19 protein-coding genes are annotated in these 18,525 nt (G+C 32.1%); 9 read left to right on the top strand and 10 right to left on the bottom strand.

Annotation, left to right across the window (positions count from 1 at the left end; translation table 11 throughout):
- The first annotated feature begins 2 nt into the window (after nt 1-2).
- Nucleotides 3-1,349 (top strand): HlyD family secretion protein, encoded by a 1,347-nt coding sequence (locus ACE3PD_RS06265; protein WP_374400636.1) that lies wholly within the window; start codon nt 3-5, stop codon nt 1,347-1,349.
- Nucleotides 1,349-2,737, top strand: a complete 1,389-nt coding sequence (locus ACE3PD_RS06270) for a TolC family protein (RefSeq protein ID WP_374400638.1) — start codon at nt 1,349-1,351, stop codon at nt 2,735-2,737. Before ACE3PD_RS06265 ends, ACE3PD_RS06270 begins: the two co-directional genes overlap by 1 nt.
- A gap of 55 nt (nt 2,738-2,792) precedes the next feature.
- Here ACE3PD_RS06270 and ACE3PD_RS06275 read toward each other — a convergent pair whose 3' ends face one another.
- Together ACE3PD_RS06275 and ACE3PD_RS06280 are read right to left on the bottom strand one after the other, a co-directional pair.
- Nucleotides 2,793-3,122, bottom strand: a complete 330-nt coding sequence (locus ACE3PD_RS06275; protein WP_291108418.1) for an RNA-binding protein — start codon at nt 3,120-3,122, stop codon at nt 2,793-2,795.
- Between the two features lie 219 nt (nt 3,123-3,341).
- Nucleotides 3,342-4,619, bottom strand: coding sequence for an acetyl-CoA hydrolase/transferase family protein (locus ACE3PD_RS06280; RefSeq protein ID WP_374400640.1), 1,278 nt, complete (start codon nt 4,617-4,619; stop codon nt 3,342-3,344).
- Nucleotides 4,620-4,798: 179 nt separating this feature from the next.
- Here ACE3PD_RS06280 and map point away from each other — a divergent pair, with 179 nt between their 5' ends.
- Genes map through ACE3PD_RS06295 form a run of 3 tightly spaced genes read left to right on the top strand, consistent with a single transcriptional unit; the run spans nt 4,799 to nt 6,824 of the window.
- Nucleotides 4,799-5,617 carry a type I methionyl aminopeptidase gene (gene map, locus ACE3PD_RS06285; protein WP_374400642.1) on the top strand — a complete coding sequence of 273 codons (819 nt, stop codon included), beginning with the start codon at nt 4,799-4,801 and terminating at the stop codon, nt 5,615-5,617.
- Nucleotides 5,618-5,649: 32 nt separating this feature from the next.
- On the top strand, nt 5,650-6,024 hold the full coding sequence (locus ACE3PD_RS06290) for a GxxExxY protein (RefSeq protein WP_374400644.1): 375 nt from the start codon (nt 5,650-5,652) through the stop codon (nt 6,022-6,024).
- Between the two features lie 35 nt (nt 6,025-6,059).
- A complete protein-coding gene (locus ACE3PD_RS06295) occupies nt 6,060-6,824 on the top strand; it encodes a class I SAM-dependent methyltransferase (protein WP_374400646.1) in 765 nt (254 codons plus the stop codon).
- Nucleotides 6,825-6,857: 33 nt separating this feature from the next.
- Here ACE3PD_RS06295 and ACE3PD_RS06300 read toward each other — a convergent pair whose 3' ends face one another.
- The 8 genes from ACE3PD_RS06300 to ACE3PD_RS06335 form a co-directional block, all read right to left on the bottom strand.
- Nucleotides 6,858-7,874 (bottom strand): FAD:protein FMN transferase, encoded by a 1,017-nt coding sequence (locus tag ACE3PD_RS06300; RefSeq protein ID WP_374400648.1) that lies wholly within the window; start codon nt 7,872-7,874, stop codon nt 6,858-6,860.
- A complete protein-coding gene (locus ACE3PD_RS06305) occupies nt 7,849-8,214 on the bottom strand; it encodes a Na(+)-translocating NADH-quinone reductase subunit F (protein ID WP_374400650.1) in 366 nt (121 codons plus the stop codon). The genes ACE3PD_RS06300 and ACE3PD_RS06305 overlap by 26 nt, the downstream gene beginning before the upstream one ends.
- Before the next feature lie 80 nt (nt 8,215-8,294).
- Nucleotides 8,295-9,587, bottom strand: coding sequence for an NADH:ubiquinone reductase (Na(+)-transporting) subunit F (gene nqrF, locus ACE3PD_RS06310; RefSeq protein ID WP_374400652.1), 1,293 nt, complete (start codon nt 9,585-9,587; stop codon nt 8,295-8,297).
- 25 nt (nt 9,588-9,612) lie between these two features.
- A complete protein-coding gene (nqrE, locus tag ACE3PD_RS06315) occupies nt 9,613-10,371 on the bottom strand; it encodes an NADH:ubiquinone reductase (Na(+)-transporting) subunit E (RefSeq protein WP_374400654.1) in 759 nt (252 codons plus the stop codon).
- Between the two features lie 5 nt (nt 10,372-10,376).
- Entirely contained in the window at nt 10,377-11,042 is a 666-nt protein-coding gene (locus ACE3PD_RS06320; protein ID WP_291108431.1) for an NADH:ubiquinone reductase (Na(+)-transporting) subunit D, read from the bottom strand.
- Nucleotides 11,043-11,047: 5 nt separating this feature from the next.
- Complete coding sequence (gene nqrC, locus ACE3PD_RS06325; RefSeq protein WP_291108432.1) at nt 11,048-11,731, bottom strand: NADH:ubiquinone reductase (Na(+)-transporting) subunit C; 684 nt, start codon at nt 11,729-11,731, stop codon at nt 11,048-11,050.
- 2 nt (nt 11,732-11,733) lie between these two features.
- On the bottom strand, nt 11,734-12,903 hold the full coding sequence (locus tag ACE3PD_RS06330; RefSeq protein WP_374400656.1) for an NADH:ubiquinone reductase (Na(+)-transporting) subunit B: 1,170 nt from the start codon (nt 12,901-12,903) through the stop codon (nt 11,734-11,736).
- 5 nt (nt 12,904-12,908) lie between these two features.
- Nucleotides 12,909-14,258: a Na(+)-translocating NADH-quinone reductase subunit A gene (locus tag ACE3PD_RS06335; RefSeq protein ID WP_374400658.1), complete on the bottom strand. Its 1,350-nt coding sequence runs from the start codon at nt 14,256-14,258 to the stop codon at nt 12,909-12,911.
- Between the two features lie 194 nt (nt 14,259-14,452).
- On the opposite strand from ACE3PD_RS06335, the gene ACE3PD_RS06340 reads away from it, so the two are divergent.
- The 4 genes from ACE3PD_RS06340 (at nt 14,453) to ACE3PD_RS06355 (ending at nt 18,521) form a co-directional block, all read left to right on the top strand.
- Nucleotides 14,453-15,700, top strand: coding sequence for a DUF5103 domain-containing protein (locus tag ACE3PD_RS06340; RefSeq protein WP_374400660.1), 1,248 nt, complete (start codon nt 14,453-14,455; stop codon nt 15,698-15,700).
- 2 nt (nt 15,701-15,702) lie between these two features.
- Nucleotides 15,703-16,797 carry a DUF3667 domain-containing protein gene (locus ACE3PD_RS06345; protein ID WP_374400662.1) on the top strand — a complete coding sequence of 365 codons (1,095 nt, stop codon included), beginning with the start codon at nt 15,703-15,705 and terminating at the stop codon, nt 16,795-16,797.
- 3 nt (nt 16,798-16,800) lie between these two features.
- On the top strand, nt 16,801-17,187 hold the full coding sequence (gene apaG / locus ACE3PD_RS06350; protein ID WP_374400664.1) for a Co2+/Mg2+ efflux protein ApaG: 387 nt from the start codon (nt 16,801-16,803) through the stop codon (nt 17,185-17,187).
- Nucleotides 17,188-17,273: 86 nt separating this feature from the next.
- The gene (locus ACE3PD_RS06355) at nt 17,274-18,521 is read left to right on the top strand and encodes an AAA family ATPase (protein WP_374400666.1); all 1,248 of its coding nucleotides are present in this window, start codon (nt 17,274-17,276) and stop codon (nt 18,519-18,521) included.
- Nucleotides 18,522-18,525 lie beyond the last annotated feature (4 nt).

Consider the following 18,525-nt stretch of genomic DNA (forward strand, 5'->3'; position numbering starts at 1 on the left):
CCATGCTAAACATCACAAAAAATAGAATTGATCAATTTGTTAAGTTAGAGCAATTCAAATCGGGACAAATATTTAATGAACAGAAGCATTACAAAGTAATTCGCAAAATTATTTGGGCATTTGTTATTGTATGTATCTTGTTTCTTTTTCTTCCTTGGACACAAAATATTCAAGGTGCTGGAAATGTAACCACCTTAAAACCTAATCAACGTCCGCAAACCATTCAAACTATTATTGGTGGTAGAATTGAAAAATGGTATGTAAACGAAGGTGACTTTGTAAAAAAAGGCGATACTATTTTATTCATTTCAGAAGTAAAAGAAGATTATTTAGATCCGAATTTGGTTGAAAACACAGGAAATCAAGTAAAAGCAAAAGAAAATGCTGTAACTTCTTATGCAGATAAAGTAAAAGCACTGGAAGCTCAAATGGGCGCTATTCAAAACGAAAAAAATCTGAAATTAAAACAAGCACAAAACAAGCTAAAACAGTCGTATTTAAAAGTACAAAGTGATAGTATAGATTTTGAAGCAACCAAAACACAACTTAAAATCGCAAAAACCCAATACAATCGTTCCGTAAATTTAAACAAAGAAGGTTTAAAACCAATGACCGATGTGGAAGAAAAACGCATGAAGTTACAAGAAACCGAAGCGAAAATCATTACACAAGAAAACAAATACATTGCAAGCAAAAATGAAGTATTGAATGCCACAATGGAACTCAACAGAATTAGTGCCGAATATGCAGAAAAAAACGCCAAAGCAAGCAGCGATAAACAAACCGCTTTGAGTTCACAATTTGATACCGAAGCACAAGTAAACAAGCTAAAAAATCAGTACAAAAACTATCAAATTAGAAATGGTTTGTATTATATCACCGCTCCACAAGATGGTTATGTAAACCGAGCTTTGCAATCGGGAATTGGTGAAACTATTAAAGAAGGAACAGCTGTTGTAAGCATAATGCCAGCAAAATATGATATTGCCGTAGAAACATATATAGAACCAATGGATTTTCCACTAATTAATAAAGGTGAAAAAGTACGCGTTTGGTTTGATGGTTGGCCTACAATTGTTTTCAGCGGATGGCCAGGTGTTTCGTATGGTACTTTTGGCGGAATCATTGTTGCCAAAGAAAATTTTATTAGTCCAAATGGAAAATATCGTGTACTAATTGCTCCTGATCCAAAAGACAAAAAATGGCCAGAACAATTGAGTATTGGTGCTGGAACGCAATCATTAGCTTTGTTAGACGATGTGCCTATTTGGTTTGAAATTTGGAGAACTTTAAATGGTTTTCCACCAAATTTTTATCAACCAACAACCACCGAAAACACTAAGAAATAATGAAACCGAAACTATTTTATATCTTCATTTTCATTTGTAGTTCATTTAGTTTGTTGGCGCAAAATTTACCAACCGAATTTACCTACAATGAATTTTTAGGTTATGTAAAAAAATATCATCCTTTAGTAAAACAAGCCGATTTAAAACTGAACGAAGCGCAAGCAAATTTAATGCAAGCGCGCGGTGCTTTTGATCCAAAAATTGAAGTTGATTTCAATGAAAAACAATTCAAAGACAATCAATATTATTCTATTTTAAATAGCAGTTTTAAAATTCCAACTTGGTACGGAATTGAACTAAAAGCAGGATTTGATAACTCTGAAGGAATTTATGTAAATCCAGAAAATACGTTACCAAATAGCGGATTAACTTCGTTTGGAATAACTGTTCCTGTGGGACAAGGTTTATTCATTAACCAACGTATGGCCGATTTGAGAAAAGCTAAAATTGCTCGTAATTTGAATATTGCCGAAAGAAACTTACAAGCCGTAGAAGTAATTTATGAAGCTTCTGTAAGTTATATAAATTGGAAAAGAAGTTTTGACGAAGTAAAACTGTACGAGACGTATCTAGAAAATGCCTTGATAAGATATGATGGTGTTTCAAAATTAATTGAACAAGGAGACAAACCTGCTATTGATAGTGTTGAAGCAGGAATCGTAGTTAAAACAAGACGTTTAAATCTAGAAGATGCAAAGTTAAAACTAACGAAAGCAAAGTTAGATTTATCGAATTATTTATGGTTAGAAAACAACATTCCATTGGAATTGAATGATAATTTATATCCTGAAACAACGTTATCTAAAACAATCAAAGAAGTTTTACAAATTAACGAATTAGGAACCGTTGATTTAGACAATCATCCAAAAATTCAAGCTTTAGATGCTAAAATTGCAATGCTAAAAGTAGATCGAAAACTAAAAGCAAATGCGCTTTTGCCCAAGTTAGATTTGAGCTATAATTATTTATCCGAGCCAAGTTATATTGACAATTATCGTTTTGAAGATTATAAAATTGGTGTGAATTTTTCGTTTCCAATATTTTTACGAAAAGAACGCGGAAGTTTAAAATTAGCCTATTTAAAAATTCAGGATTCAGAATTTGGGCTACAATTAGAACGAAAAAATTTGGAAAACAAAATCAAAGCACAACAACAAGAAATTACCTCATTAGAAAAACAAAGAGAATATATCCGAAAACTAATTCAAGATTACAACACGCTATTGAATGCGGAAGATCGCTTATTTGAAATGGGAGAAAGTTCGTTGTTTGTAATTAATTCGAGAGAAAACACCTTGGTAAGTTCACAAATAAATGAAATAGCTTTAGAAAATCGTTATTTGAATGCGATAATTGGTTTGTATAAAACTTTGGCAAACCCCAAATAAACTAAAAAGCCTTCGCGATGCGAAGGCTTTTTGCGTTTTATATCCAAAAAATATATTAGTAACGACCTCTGTTGTTATCTCTATTGTTAGAGTAACCACCTCTTCCACCTGAATTACGATCGAAGCTTCTTCTTTCGCCTTCTGGTTTTGGTTCAGATTTGTTAACAACGATTTTTCTACCTTCGATAGTTCCACCGTTTAATTCGTCGATTGCTTTTTGAGCTTCAGCATCATTAGCCATTTCAACAAATCCAAAACCTTTACTTCTTCCAGTAAATTTATCAGAGATAATTTTAACTGATTCTACAGCTCCATACTCTTCAAAATAACCTCTTAAATCTGCTTCCTCTACGCTGAAAGGAAGACTTCCTACAAAAATATTCATCTATGAAAAATTTAATTCCTCACAAAGGTAGGCTATTTAATGTTGTCAAAAGGTTAAAGTTTGATTTATTTTCAAAAACAACCCATTTTAGCTAAAAAATTCAAAATCAAAAGGTTAGTTTTTTGAAAAGTTTTTAAATCTATTCTACTATATTTAAAAAATTTTCAAATAAAAAAAGACAATGATTTAGATTGTCTTTTTTACTAACTCTAATTTATTTTATTTATGTAACCCAATCATTTCAAAGTAAGAACGCTCAATAGCTTCTTGATGATTAGGATGTGCAATTTTCACTAACTCTGCAACTCTTTGTTTTAATGTTTTTCCGTATAAATCAGCAATACCATTTTCAGTAATGATATAATGTGCGTGAGCTCTTGTTGTTACTACTCCAGCACCTTGCTTTAAATAGGGTACAATTCTACTTTCTCCTCTTTTGGTAATCGAAGGTAGAGCAATAATCGCTTTACCTCCTTCACTTAATGATGCTCCGCGAATAAAATCCATTTGACCTCCAACTCCAGAATACATAGCACTTCCGATAGAATCCGCACAAACTTGACCAGTTAAATCTACTTCGATAGCTGAATTAATTGCCACCATTCTAGGGTTTCTTCGAATTCTGGCTGTATCGTTTACCATAGAAGATTCTTTCATTTCTATAAACGGATTGTCATTCACAAAATCATACAAACGTTTGGATCCCATTAAAAAAGTAGCCAAAGCTCTTCCTCTCAAAGTTCCTTTATAATTACAGTTGATAACATCATTTTCAATTAAATCGATAACACCATCGGAAAACATTTCGGTATGTAATCCTAAATCTTTATGATTTGTTAATTTACTTAATGCAGCATTTGGTATCGAACCAATTCCCATTTGAAGCGTACTTTTGTCCTCAATTAATGAAGCAACATACGTTCCGATTTTTTCTTCTTCGGCTGTAAATGGCGTTACATCATGTGCAAAAATTGGTAAATTAACATCTACTAAATAATCAATTTCTGAAACGTGTAAAATTCCATCACCAAAAGTTCTTGGCATTTGCGGATTAACCTGAGCTATTACAATTTTAGCATTTTCAATTGCCGCAACAGAAGCTTCAACCGAAACTCCTAACGAACAATAGCCATGACTATCTGGTGGAGAAACATGAATGAATGCTACATCTAGTTTCACTACATTTTTACGGAACAATAATGGTAATTCACTCAAAAAAACAGGCGTATATGAACCATTTCCTGCTTTTAAAGTATGACGCACATTGGCTCCAATAAAAAAGGAATTCACATGAAAACTTTCAGCTAATTCCGGATTTGCATAAGGTGCGTCTCCTTCTGTGTGCAAATGACATAGTTCTACATTTCTGAGCTCAGATGCTCTATCGGTTAATGCTTTTGTTAAGATTGTTGGTGTAGCAGCAGCAGCCTGAACATAGACCCTATCACCACTTTTTACTACTTGTACAGCTTCCGCTGCAGTTACATATTTTCCCATACCTAATGAAATTTATAATGCAAAATTATGCTCTAATGTAGGGATAAAATATGACAATTCTCATATTTAATTGAGGCCTTTGGATTAATAGTAATAGGGAATAACAAATTGAAATTGAATTTTGAAATTGTACTTATAATTGAACTTGAATTCGTACTTTTGCTCCGAAATTTTGTATTATGATTGTACTTAAAACTCTTGAAGAAATTGAATTGATGCGCGAAAGCGCTTTGATTGTTTCTAAAACATTAGGAATGATTGCGAAGGAAATTAAACCTGGTGTAACTACTTTATATTTAGACAAATTGGCAGAAGATTTTCTTCGTTCGCACGGAGCGGAGCCTGCATTTTTAGGCATGTATGGCTTTCCAAATTCGCTTTGCATGAGTCCAAACACACAAGTAGTACATGGTATTCCAAATAATGTTCCGTTACAAGATGGCGATATTATTTCGGTAGATTGTGGTGCTTTTAAAAATGGTTTTTATGGTGATCATGCTTACACTTTTGAAGTAGGTGAAGTAGCTCCAGAAACAAAAAAGCTTTTACAAGTTACTAAGGAATCGCTTTACGTTGGAATTCGTGAAACTAAAGTTGGGAATCGTGTGGAAGATATCGGATATGCAATTCAGCAATATTGCGAAAGTCATGGTTATGGAGTAGTTCGTGAATTATGCGGACACGGTTTAGGTAGAAAAATGCACGAAGATCCAGAAGTTCCAAATTACGGAAAACGTGGTCGCGGAAAAAAATTAGTCAACGGAATGGTCATTGCTATCGAACCAATGATTAATATGGGAACCAAAAACATCAAACAACATAAAGACGGTTGGACAATTACTACTGCTGACGGAAAACCAAGTGCACATTTTGAACACGATGTTGCAATCGTTGACGGAAAACCTGAATTGTTATCCACTTTTGCTTACATCTACAAAGCATTAGGAATTGCTAGCAATGAAGAAGATGGATTGAGACAAAAACCTTTAGTATTATAATTCAACACGAATTTCACTAATTTTCACTAATTATGAATGATTTAATTTATAAAGATGAAGTATATGAAATAGTTGGATTATGTATGGAAGTTCATAATACTCTTGGTAAAGGTCACAATGAAAAAGTCTATGGAGATGCTCTGGAATTCGAGTTTAAATTAAATAAAATAAATTACGTTAGAGAGCAAAAATACACAATTGAATATAAAGGAATTCAACTTCCTAGTTATTATTACTCTGATTTTACTTTGCATAATAATATTATATTAGAAATTAAAGCAATCCAAACTCTCACTTCAAGTGAAACCAAACAAGTATTGAATTATTTAGCAGCTTCAAAGTGTAATTTAGGATTGCTAGTAAATTTTGGAGAAGACAGTCTTAAATACAAAAGAATAATATTATAAATTCGTGCTAATTCGTGAAATTAGTGTTTTAACAAATGAAAAAACTATTCAAACTTATACTTAACACCATTCCTCGTCCGATATTGATTTGTTTGAGCATTGTCGTACGTCCTATTTTGGCTTTTTTATTGAAAGGAAGTCGTTTTACAGATCCTATTGATGGAAAAAGCTTTCGTATGTTTTTACCTTATGGATATGGAACACAACGAAACAACGTGTTGTCACCAAGCACGCTTTCTTTAGAAAGACATCGTTTGTTGTGGTTATATTTACAAAACGAAACGGATTTTTTTACCGCTCCCAAAAAAGTATTACACTTTGCGCCAGAACAAGAATTTTACAAGCGTTTCAAAAAACAATCGAATTTAGATTATACAACTACCGATTTGTTTTCGCCTTTGGCTGATGTAAAAGCGGATATTTGTAATTTACCATTTGAAGATAATTCATATGATATCATTTTATGTAATCACGTTTTGGAACACATTCCGGATGACACTAAAGCCATGCAAGAATTATATCGCGTTTTAAAACCAGGTGGAATGGGAATCTTTCAAATTCCACAAGATTTATCAAGGGCTACAACTTTTGCAGATGATTCGATAACTGATCCAAAAGAACGCGCGAAAATCTTCGGGCAATACGACCACGTGAGAGTTTATGGTAGAGATTATTTTGATAAACTAAGAAGCATTGGTTTTAAGGTTGACGAAGTAGATTATACCAAAACAATTGCTCCTGAATTAGTAGAAAAATATTGTTTAGCAAAAGGAGAAATTATTCCGGTTTGTTATAAATAAAGAAAAAGGCTTTCGTTTTGAAAGCCTTTTTCTTTACTCTTTAATTAATTTCTTGAAATTTTCTGTAGTAAATTGCTGCATTTTATTGTCTGAATCCGAGTAAAGAAGCATGACATGCAATTCTGGATGTTTTTGTAAGAATACCTTACTTTCCCCTAAACTCATTAACATAAAAGCTGTAGCATAACCATCAGACAAGCCAGATGATTTTGATAAAACGGTTGCACTTAATACATTATTTTTTTGTGCCAATCCTGTTTTTGGATTAATGATGTGTACGAACTTCTTACCGGTTTTCTCATCAATCATTACTTTACGATAATTGCCGGAAGTTGCCATTCCTAAGTTTTCTAAATTTACTTTGGCAATTAAAGTACGTTCTTCAGGTTTTTGTAATGGATCGTCGATTCCTACTACCCAATTCTTATTATCAATCGTGTTTTTACCTAATGCGAATAATTCGCCGCCGATTTCTACAATGGCATTTTCAATTCCTTTCGATTTTAAATAATTCACGACCACATCAACGGAATAACCTTGCGCAATTGCATTAAAATCGATGAAAGTTTCTTTATACTTTTTTGAAATAGTCTTATTTGCATTTAAAGCAATCTTATCAAAACCTACAAATAGCAATAAGCTATCAATTTGCTTTGGAGCTAAATCTTGGTGCTTTTTATTTGGTCCAAAACCGTAAGCGTTTACTAAAACACCGATTGTTGGATCGAACAAACCATTCGTTTCTTTATAAATTTGATTTGAAAGCTGAAATGTTTCTGTAAAAAAATCATCTACTACAACAGTTGAATCTCCTGCATTAATTTTAGAAATTTTAGAATCTGGTCGATAGGTAGAAAGTGATAAATCAAAAACCGTTAACAAAGAATCAATTTGATTTTTAGTAACTTTTTCTTCGATAGCAATGTATTTAATGGAATAGGTACTTCCTTGTGCTTCTCCTTGAATGGTATAAAAATCTGTGGATTTATCACATGAAATAAACAGAATAGCTACAACTAGAAAACTACAAAATCTCTTTAATTCCTTCATAATGTAATATATAATCTTGGTTTTTTAAAATGGGCTTTTCGAAATCTTCGGCATTGGCAAAACCTACTCCTGCAAATAACACTTTTGCCTTTTTCCCTTTTGCATGATTGATGAAGGTTTCCATAAACAACACATCGTATTCAGCCGGATTATCTGGATAAGTAACCGCTTGTACCATTACAAAATGCAAAGTATTAGTAGGTTTATCAACACAAACAAATTGTGGATGCTTTTTCAATTGGCTGTTGATAGCAATGAACTCAAATCCTTGTTTTTCGAGTTCTTTACCCACGTGATTCATAGCCAAATGATGTAAGTCTTGTAGTGATAATGGTTCCATATTGCAAAGGTAGTTATTCTATTTGAAAGCATAAAAAAACCGACTCATTTCTGAATCGGTTTTGGTATTTAAAATTTGGATTAACCTCCGAAGTCGTCGAAACGAACATTTTCTTTTGGCACACCCCAATCGTCACACATTTTTACAACGGCTTGATTCATCATCGGTGGTCCACAGAAATAGAATTCGATATCTTCTGGTGAATCGTGTAATTTCAAGTGGTTATCGATAACTACGTTATGAATAAATCCTACGAAACCATCACCTTCTCCATTTGGTCCATCTTTCACTTTCCAGTTATCTTCTGGTAAAGGTTCAGATAACGCGATATGGAATTTGAAGTTAGGAAAATCTTTCTCTAAAGCTCTAAAGTGATCTACATAGAACAATTCACGTTTAGAACGACCTCCGTACCAATACGTAACTTTTCTTCCAGTTTTAACTGTACGGAATAAGTGGTATAAGTGCGAACGCATTGGCGCCATACCAGCTCCACCACCTACATACAACATTTCAGCATCAGATTCGTTAATGAAGAATTCACCGTAAGGTCCAGAAACCGTTACTGTATCACCCGCTTTTCTTGAGAAAACGTATGAAGAAGCAATACCTGGGTTTACTTTCATCCAATCGTTTGTAGCTCTATCAAATGGAGGCGTTGCAATACGAACGTTCAACATGATTTTTCTACCTTCTGCTGGATAAGAAGCCATAGAGTAAGCTCTTTCAACCAATTCGTTATTTTTCATAACTAATGGCCATAATTTAAACTTATCCCACTCTACTTGGAATTTATCAGGTTCACCTGGATGTTCAACTGGGTGAGCTGTAATATCAATATCTGTAAATTTCACTTCACAAGCTGGGATCTCAATTTGAATATAACCTCCTGCTTCGTAGTGCATATCTTCTGGTAACTCAACAATAAATTCTTTAATAAAAGAAGCTACGTTGTAATTAGAATATACTTTTGCTTCGAATTTTTTGATACCAAAAATTTCTTCTGGTACTTCAATTACCATGTCTTGTTTTACTTTAACTTGACACCCTAATCTCCATCCTTCTGCTAATTCTTTACGAGTAAAGTTAGGGATTTCTGTTGGTAGAGGCTCTCCTCCACCTTCTAAAACTTTACATTTACACTGTAAACAAGAACCTCCACCACCACAAGCTGATGGTAAAAAGATTTTATTATTACCTAAAGTAGTTAAAAGTGTACTACCTCCACCTACTTCAATTTCGTTTTCGCCGTTAATTTTAATCTTTACAGCACCTGAGTTTACTAATTTAGATTTTGCATATAATAGCATAAACACCATTAGTAAAATAAGCGCTAAGAAAGCTAAAATCGAATATGTAATTAATTCAAACATAATTTCAATTTTTAATGTTATACTATTATTTAACTACTTGAGTTGAATCTACTTTTACTGAATCTACAGCTACTTGAACTGAATCAACTACAGGAGTTTCTACAACAGCTGGAGCTGGAGTTTCTAATTTTGCCTCAGGTTTTTTATTTAATAAGTTAATGTCAATTCCACCAAAACTCATGAAACCGATAGCCATTAAACCTGTTAAAATAAAAGTAATTCCTAAACCTCTCAACGGAGCTAGCACGTTAGAATATTCCATTTTTTCACGAATAGCAGCTAATGCAACAATTGCAATTAACCAACCAATTCCTGAAGAAAAACCAAATGTGATAACATGACCAATATTTTGGTAAGCACCTGTATCAACACGTAATTGCATAAATAACGAACCTCCTAAGATAGCACAGTTAACAGCAATAAGTGGTAAGAAAATACCTAACGAGTTATATAACGATGGAGAAAACTTCTCAACAATCATTTCTACTAATTGTACCAAAGTTGCTACAACTGCAATAAAGATAATTAAGTTTAAGAAACTTAAATCCATAGTTTTTAATGATGGATCTAACCAAGATAAAGCACCTGCTTCTAAAACATATTTATAAATCAAATAGTTTAATGGCACGGTGATTACTTGTACAAATGTTACTGCAATACCTAATCCAATAGCCGTTGATACCTTTTTAGATACAGCAAGGTAAGAACACATTCCTAAGAAGTATGCAAACACCATGTTATCAATGAACATGGATTTTAAAAATATATTGATATATTCAAACATAGCTATTATTTTTTCTCAATTAATTTTTTATTAATACCTCTTTGTACCCAAATGATAATACCAACTGTAACAAGCGCCATTGGAGCTAATAACATAAAACCATTGTTTACATATCCATGAGCATAAGCTCCTGTTTTATCTACTGCATTTCCTAAGATTTCAATTCCGAAAATTTTTCCAGAACCTAATAATTCTCTGAAAAATGCTACAATCATTAAGATAATTCCGTAACCTAAACCATTTCCAATTCCATCAAGGAAAGATTTCCATGGTCCGTTACCTAATGCAAACGCTTCTAAACGTCCCATTACAATACAGTTCGTAATAATCAATCCAACGAAAACCGATAATTGTTTACTTACATCATATGCATAAGCTTTCAAAACTTGGTCTACTAAGATTACCAATAACGCAACAATCACTAATTGAACAATGATACGAATACGATTTGGAATTAAATTTCTAATTAATGATACAATAACATTACTTAAAGCTACAACCGCCGTTACTGAAAGCGCCATTACAAAGGCATTTTTCATTTGAACTGTTACCGCTAAAGCCGAACAAATACCTAATACTTGAACTGTTACTGGGTTATCGTCATTAAATGGATTCGTAATTAACTTAATGTTACTTTTTGAAAATAATCCTTCTTTATTGTTATCTGCCATGACGATTATTTTTTATTAGATTTTAAATATTTTTCATATGGTTTTAGACCTCTAACTAACATTTCAGTCACACCATTACCAGTTAAAGTAGCACCAGAAATTGCATCAACTTCTCCATCAGCTTTATCATCTTTACCAGTATAACCTTTAACTACTTTTAAACCTTGTAAGTTTCCGTTAGCATCAAAAACACTTTCTCCTTTAAAACTATTTTGGAAGTAATCTTGAGTAATTTCACCTCCTAAACCTGGAGTTTCTGCTTTATGGTCAAATACAATACCATCAACCTTTAAGTTTTCATCAACTGAAACATAACCCCAGATTGCATCCCATAATCCCATTCCTCTTACAGGAATAACATAGAATTTTTTACCATCTTTCTCAGCATTGAAAATTGGAAATTTCCCTTTTTCCTTAGCGATATCAACTGTAAATGCCTCTTTGCTAATTTCGTTTCCGTTTTCATCAAAAACTATTTCGCTAACAATGTGTTTTTTATATGCTTCTTCTGATGCATCTCTCTCAACAGTAACTCCAAATGATTTTAGAATGTACTGCATTTTCTCTTTTTTAACATTTGCTTCTTGGTTAGGCTTAAGTGCTGTTGCAGCAAATGCTAATGCAGAAGCTACTAAAACCACCATTACAGTCGCAAACAAAAACGTATATCCGTTACTTTCTCTATTCATGACTATGCAGATTTTAATTGTTTAGACTGTGCTAATCTTCTTTTTCTCTTAGCAATGTTTCCATTAACCACGAAGTAATCAATTGTTGGTGCTAAAGTATTCATCAATAAAATAGCTAACATAACTCCTTCTGGATAAGCAGGATTGAACACTCTAATCATGATACTAAAGAATCCGATTAACAAACCATAGATAATCTTACCTTTATCTGTTTGAGCGGCAGAAACTGGATCAGTTGCCATAAATACAATACCAAAAGCAAACCCTCCAACTACTAAATGATTTGTCCAATCAAAATTCATTAAAGCTGTTAATCCAACAGCATTAAACATCATTGCTGTTAAAGCTGCTCCAACTACTCCTGAAACCATAATTTTCCAACTACCAACACCTGTTGCAATTAATACAAATGCACCAATTAAAATAGCTAAAACTGAAGTTTCACCTACAGAACCAGGAATTAATCCAATGAATGAATTCCAAAAATCCCACTGAGCTGGAAGTTCTTTTCCATTTGCTAAAGCTCCTAAAATTGTTTCACCTGAAACTCCATCGATAGTAGTAGCATCGCTAACCCAAATTTTATCTCCCGACATAAATGTAGGATAAGCAAAGAATGCAAACGCACGCGCTAATAAAGCTGGATTAAAAATATTCATTCCAGTTCCTCCAAAAGCCTCTTTACCAATTATAACTGCAAAAGCTACCGAAATAGCTAACATCCATAAAGGTAAATCAACCGGCATAACCATTGGAATTAACAAACCAGATACTAAGTATCCTTCGTTAACTTCGTGACCTCTAAAAATTGCAAAAGCAAATTCGATACCTAATCCTACTGCATACGATACAATAATCATTGGTAATACTTTCCATAATCCGTGGAAAAATAAATTTCCAAATGACATGTCAGAACCTTCAATCTGAATGAAGTGTTGGTAACCTGCATTGTAAATTCCGAATATTAAAGCTGGAATTAAAGCTAAAACCACAGTAATCATGGTTCTCTTTAAATCTACAGCATCTCTAATATGAGCTCCATGCTTTGTAGTATGATTAGGCACATATAAAAATGTATCTAATGCATTAATTGCAGGTGCAAATTTTTCAAATTTTTGCCCTTTCTCAAAAGGCTTTTTAATTTGGTCTATTTTATCTCTTAAAAACTTCATAGCTATTATCCTACTTCTTTAATCATTAAATCAAGAGCCTCACGAATGATTTGTTGCGCTTCTAATTTAGATGTGTTAGTATAATCAATTAAAGCAAAATCTTCTGGAGCTACTTCGTAAATTCCTAAGCTTTCCATTTTATCGATATCGCTAGCCAAACAAGCTTTTAACAATTGCATTGGAAAAATATCAAGAGGCATTACTGCTTCCATTTCTCCTGTTACAACTAAAGCTCTTTCTTCACCGTTTAAATTGGTGTTAGGCGCATATTTTTTACTTGGCATTAACCATGATAATCCTGTTCTTGATGCACTGTGAACACTTGGCGATGCAAAAGGCATCCATCCGAACATTCTGTAAACATTTCCTTCAGGAATTACAGTTACAGTATTGCTGTAGAAACCTAAATTCCCATCCATTTTCACTTTTGTTCCAGTTAAAACATCTCCAGAAATAACTCTTACGTTATCTCCTTCAATTTTACCAGCAACTAAATCGGCAATAGCAGCACCAGAAATTACATTATAGTATTGAGCGTCTTTAACTTCAGAACCTACCAAAGCCACAGTTCTTGTAGCATTGAATTTTCCAGTTAAAAATAATTCACCAATTGTTGCAACATCTTGAGGTGTTACTGTCCAAACTCTTTCACCTGCATTGATAGGCGAAATTTTTGCAATTTGAACTCCAACATTTCCTGCTGGATGTGGACCATACACTTGGTGTAAAGAAACTCCTTTAACATCTTTAAAAATTGATTTTCCTTTACCTTTTACAGATAAATGAACTTTTCCTGATGTTAATTTTGCTAAAGCATCGATACCAACTTGGAATGCTTCTAATTTGTTTTCTAAAACAAACTCAACATCTGCAGCCAATGGAGCAGTTGCATAAGCTGAAATAAAAACAGCTTTAGGTGTATCAGCTGAATTAGCAATCACATCATATGGACGTTGATTGATAAATGGCCAACATCCTGAAGCTAACAAATGTGCTTTTACTTCTTCTGTTGATAAATCATTAGGATTTTTCTTGCTATGCTCAACGAAAACATCTTGAGAATCTGCAGCAATAAGAATCTCTAAAATGACTCTTTTTTCACCACGTTTGATTTCTTGAATTTTTCCGCTTACAGGGGCAACGAATTTAACTTTCTCATCTGATTTAGAAAAGAAAATTACTTCTCCCGCTTTAACGTTATCTCCTTCTTTTACCACCATCTTAGGAGTTACTCCGTGAAAGTCAGAAGGTTTAACAGCATAGACTTTCGAGCGAGTTACTTGAGCTACTTTATGAGCTGCTTCACCCTTCAACTTAAGGTCTAAACCTTTTTTAATTCGAATGTCTTTTGACATATTTTTGAAGATATGATTGTTAAAAAATTTACTATAAAACGTGCAAATTTAATCAAATACATAACACCTTACCAAAAATAAAGACAGAGTTTGGCTTTATTTATAATTATTCTAAATTATAAAATACTAATAAATTAACAGTAATTACGTTTGTTCCTAAAGATTTACTATTTTTACGTTTTTATAGCTGTAAAATGAATAAAATTGTAACTCTATTCCTCTTATGTTTACCGTGTTTTATTTTCTCACAAGCAGGAATTGAACAAGATCCATCATTCAATATTAAAACCATTTCATTTCGGGTTAATGACAATAATGTGATTCCTTTTTTTAAACTTGGCGAAACTTTTGAATTAAGTTTTGACGATTTATACGGAGACGAAGCCGATTATTACTACACCATCACTCAGTACAATTACGATTGGTCTGCACCATCTGATTTTGGAAAAGTAGAATACCTAAATGGCATGGATAATCAGCGCATTATTACTTATGAAAATTCATTTAACACTTTACAACTCTACTCACATTACAAACAAGTATTCCCAAATCGATTTAACCAAATAACCAAAAGTGGAAATTATTTAATTTCTATTTTAAATGATGAAAATGAAATCGTTTTTTCTCGTAGAATAATAATTTATGAAGAACAAGTATCTGTTGGCCTTTCAATAAGAAGAGTACGAGATTTTGAAAGTATAAATCAAAAGCAAAATATTGAAATGTCAATAAATTATGGGGACAGAATTCTACAAAACCCCATTCAAAACGTAAAAGTTACACTTTTTCAAAACGGAAATTGGAAAACGAGTATTTCTAATATAAAACCTCAATACACACTTGGTTCTGAATTAATTTACAGATACAATAAAGAAACACAATTTTGGGGTGGAAACGAATGCTATAGCATTGATAACAAAATCATAAGAGCAACTAATAATACCGTTGCAAAAGTTACTTCTGGCGAAAACATCTACAACACTCATTTGTATACAAATACTCCAAGAAAAAACCAACCTTACACTTATTTTCCTGATATCAATGGCAACTTTTTTATCCAGAATGTTAACTCAACAAATTCTCAAATAGAATCTGATTATTCTTGGGTGTATTTTACCTTAGATGCGCCAGAATTTTTAGAGGAAAACATTTATGTTTCCGGAATGTTTAATAATTACTCATTAACTGATGATTATAAAATGGAACTGAATAAAAAAACCGGGCTTTACGAAAAAGCTCTTTTAATAAAACAAGGTTTTACCAACTATCAATATATTCTTACCGATAAAAAAGGAGTAATTGATTTTAAAAATGCAATTGATGGCAATTTCTTTCAAACAGAAAACAACTACACTGCAATTGTATACTACAGAGGCAACAACGACAGATACGATAGAGTAATTGGAATAGCAAACACGAACAGCGAAGTTATCCGCAATTAATAATGAACAGAAAAGATTTAAAATATCGCGGCACAAATTGCATCAACTGCGAAACACCATTAGATATTAGCGAAAAATATTGTCACCATTGCGGCCAATTAAACTCGACTAAAAAACTTGAAATCAAAGATTTTATAGAAGAGTTTTTTGCTAATTTTTACGCTTATGATTCTCGTTTACGAAATTCCATAATCTCCTTATTTTCAAAACCTGGTGTTTTAGCACGAAGATTTAACGAAGGCAAAAGACATACTTACGCCAATCCTTTTCGTTTATTTTTAAGCGTTTCAATTATATTATTCATCACCTATAATTTATCCGAAAGAAACAATACAGAATCACCCGAAGAAATTAAAGTCGAAGAAAAACTAACCGATCAGCAAAAGCAAGATTTAAAAAAAATTGACAGTTTATCAAACAAAATAATTAGTAAAAATCAAAGAACCGGTTTTTTAATTGATAGTATTAGTAAACCTGAAATTGAACACAACAGAGATTCTATTTTCAACAAACAATTCATAGATGAAAACATTTCTTCAGGTGGCAAACCTTTGATTTACACAGCACTTTCATTTAGAAATTTCCACAGAAAATATCCAGAAAAATCTACTGAAGAAGCATTAAAAGAATTGGGTTATGAAGCAAATTTCGTGTACACTAGCTTTTTTAATAAATCTAAACTTTTCAAATCAAATGATATCGAAGGTGAAGTTTTCGATTACTTCTATCAAAAACTTCCGTTTTTTATTTTTCTATCTTTACCTATACTAACCTTAATGTTTTGGTTGGTTTTCTATTCTAGAAAAATAAATTACACAGAACATCTTGTTTTCACTTACACCTATTTCACTTTTGTCTTCATTTGTTTAATGATATTTAACTTAATATCGCTAGTCAGTGAAGGTTTAGCCTCTTTTTTAGAAGGAGTTTCATTTGCCTTTGTATTTCCAATTTACCTTTATAAATCTTTAAGAAATTTTTATCAACAAAGCCGTTGGATTACTGTTCTAAAATTCTTAATTTTGAATCCGTTATTCTTTTTATTATTAAGCATTTGCACCGCAATCATGATGGTAATAGGAATAATTTTATTTTAATGTATGGTTAGTCAAATTACTAAAGGCATAAAGATTTCAGTTTTAACTAGTTTTGAAGGTACTTACTTCAAAAACTACAAGATTCATTTTGCTTTTTCATATCATGTTACCATCGAAAATCAAAGTAAAGATTCGGTACAATTAACCACACGTCATTGGGAAATTTACGATGCATTAAACAATGTTGAAGTAGTTGATGGTGAAGGCGTAATTGGAAAAAAACCAGTTATCAAACCAGGCGAAAGCTACACCTATTCTTCGGGATGCTTGCTTTCTTCACCAATTGGTGCCATGAAAGGCTATTTCAACATGGTAAACTTTACCTCAACAAGAAGTTTTAGAGTTACCATCCCAACTTTCAAGCTTAGTGCTCCTTTTGCTATCAACTAAATAGCGAACAAATCAGCTTCGTAACATTTGTTATCGATAATTCAAAATATACTTTGTATTTTTGTATAATATCAAACTTCATCAAAATGAAAATAAATTCATTAAGTCTTAAAAATATTGGACCTTTTATTAATGCTGAAATTGACTTCACTAATAATAGTAATAAAAATCCAGTAACTATCATAACTGGAGAAAACGGCACTGGAAAATCAATAATAATTGATGCAATCAGAGCAATTTTATCTGGCTACCAAGGATTTAGAAGTAGAGATATTATAAGAGATAATTCAAAATCTTTCTCTATTAGTGCAAATTTAGAATACAACAATGAAAAAAATATTTTATCAACAAATGAAAAAGCAAAGCCAAGTATTTTAGACAAAAATAAAATTTGTTTTAATGTACATGATAAAATTAATAAAACATCAGAATTATCCAACATATTAACTTTTGAAAAAAATGCAAAAGGTAATTTGTGGATTTTAAATTATTGGACATCAAAAACAGATAATCAACCCTTTAATATTGGAACACTTCAGTTTTTAAAACCAGAAGAATATCTTAAAAACAGTTTAGATGGAATCCAAAAAAACACCGAAGTAATTTCATTAATAACGTATTTCGACTATTTAAAATCATCCGACAATCCAAAAGAAAAAAAAGAAGGTGAATTTCTTTTTGAAACCATAAAAAAAATAATCAAATTAAGTTTATTGGATGGAGAATTTAAATATGTAGAACGCAAAGTTTTAATGCCAATTGTTACACAAAATGGCTCAGAAGTTTCTTTAGATAAACTAAGTAGTGGAAATCTATATTTAATCCAAAGAATGATTTCTTTATTGGGTCAAATGTATTCTGTATACACTTTAAACAATTTAAAGTTAGAAGATATGCTACATACCTCAGGTTTATTGATGATTGATGAAGCTGAAAATCATTTGCATCCAAAATGGCAAAAATCATTTTTAAACTCAATTTTAAGCATTTTTCCAAATATTCAAATAATCGTAACTACTCATTCTCCTTTCATTGTTTCTTCTATTGAAAATGCAAAAGTTTTTGTTTGTAAATCTATGCAAGACCATTCAATTATAGTTGATGAAACGGATATTTATTCAAACAAACCAATAGACGAGGTTCTAGTTTCTGATGTATTTGAAACAAGCCCATTTAGCGAATCTATTAGTAAATTAATAAAAGAAAGGGAGGTTGCAATCAATAACAATGATTTGGTTAAAAGTGAAGAAATTGAGAACAAACTCAAAGCAATTAACCCACAATATTTTTCTTATTTTGATATTGATAAATTACTAAAAACAGTTTCAAAATAGTTTT

It is taken from the genome of Flavobacterium sp. (assembly GCF_041911335.1).
GTDB lineage: Bacteria > Bacteroidota > Bacteroidia > Flavobacteriales > Flavobacteriaceae > Flavobacterium.

What these genes read in the sequence shown, in the direction of transcription:
- map (WP_374400642.1), top strand. Translation starts at nt 4,799, where the DNA reads ATGATTGTACTTAAAACTCTTGAAGAAATTGAATTGATGCGCGAAAGC.
- ACE3PD_RS06340 (WP_374400660.1), top strand. Translation starts at nt 14,453, where the DNA reads ATGAATAAAATTGTAACTCTATTCCTCTTATGTTTACCGTGTTTTATT.
- ACE3PD_RS06330 (WP_374400656.1), bottom strand. Translation starts at nt 12,903, where the DNA reads ATGAAGTTTTTAAGAGATAAAATAGACCAAATTAAAAAGCCTTTTGAG.
- nqrE (WP_374400654.1), bottom strand. Translation starts at nt 10,371, where the DNA reads ATGTTTGAATATATCAATATATTTTTAAAATCCATGTTCATTGATAAC.
- apaG (WP_374400664.1), top strand. Translation starts at nt 16,801, where the DNA reads ATGGTTAGTCAAATTACTAAAGGCATAAAGATTTCAGTTTTAACTAGT.
- ACE3PD_RS06320 (WP_291108431.1), bottom strand. Translation starts at nt 11,042, where the DNA reads ATGGCAGATAACAATAAAGAAGGATTATTTTCAAAAAGTAACATTAAG.
- ACE3PD_RS06290 (WP_374400644.1), top strand. Translation starts at nt 5,650, where the DNA reads ATGAATGATTTAATTTATAAAGATGAAGTATATGAAATAGTTGGATTA.
- ACE3PD_RS06335 (WP_374400658.1), bottom strand. Translation starts at nt 14,258, where the DNA reads ATGTCAAAAGACATTCGAATTAAAAAAGGTTTAGACCTTAAGTTGAAG.
- nqrF (WP_374400652.1), bottom strand. Translation starts at nt 9,587, where the DNA reads ATGTTTGAATTAATTACATATTCGATTTTAGCTTTCTTAGCGCTTATT.
- ACE3PD_RS06280 (WP_374400640.1), bottom strand. Translation starts at nt 4,619, where the DNA reads ATGGGAAAATATGTAACTGCAGCGGAAGCTGTACAAGTAGTAAAAAGT.
- ACE3PD_RS06300 (WP_374400648.1), bottom strand. Translation starts at nt 7,874, where the DNA reads ATGAAGGAATTAAAGAGATTTTGTAGTTTTCTAGTTGTAGCTATTCTG.
- ACE3PD_RS06295 (WP_374400646.1), top strand. Translation starts at nt 6,060, where the DNA reads ATGAAAAAACTATTCAAACTTATACTTAACACCATTCCTCGTCCGATA.
- ACE3PD_RS06270 (WP_374400638.1), top strand. Translation starts at nt 1,349, where the DNA reads ATGAAACCGAAACTATTTTATATCTTCATTTTCATTTGTAGTTCATTT.
- nqrC (WP_291108432.1), bottom strand. Translation starts at nt 11,731, where the DNA reads ATGAATAGAGAAAGTAACGGATATACGTTTTTGTTTGCGACTGTAATG.
- ACE3PD_RS06275 (WP_291108418.1), bottom strand. Translation starts at nt 3,122, where the DNA reads ATGAATATTTTTGTAGGAAGTCTTCCTTTCAGCGTAGAGGAAGCAGAT.
- ACE3PD_RS06355 (WP_374400666.1), top strand. Translation starts at nt 17,274, where the DNA reads ATGAAAATAAATTCATTAAGTCTTAAAAATATTGGACCTTTTATTAAT.
- ACE3PD_RS06305 (WP_374400650.1), bottom strand. Translation starts at nt 8,214, where the DNA reads ATGGAACCATTATCACTACAAGACTTACATCATTTGGCTATGAATCAC.
- ACE3PD_RS06265 (WP_374400636.1), top strand. Translation starts at nt 3, where the DNA reads ATGCTAAACATCACAAAAAATAGAATTGATCAATTTGTTAAGTTAGAG.
- ACE3PD_RS06345 (WP_374400662.1), top strand. Translation starts at nt 15,703, where the DNA reads ATGAACAGAAAAGATTTAAAATATCGCGGCACAAATTGCATCAACTGC.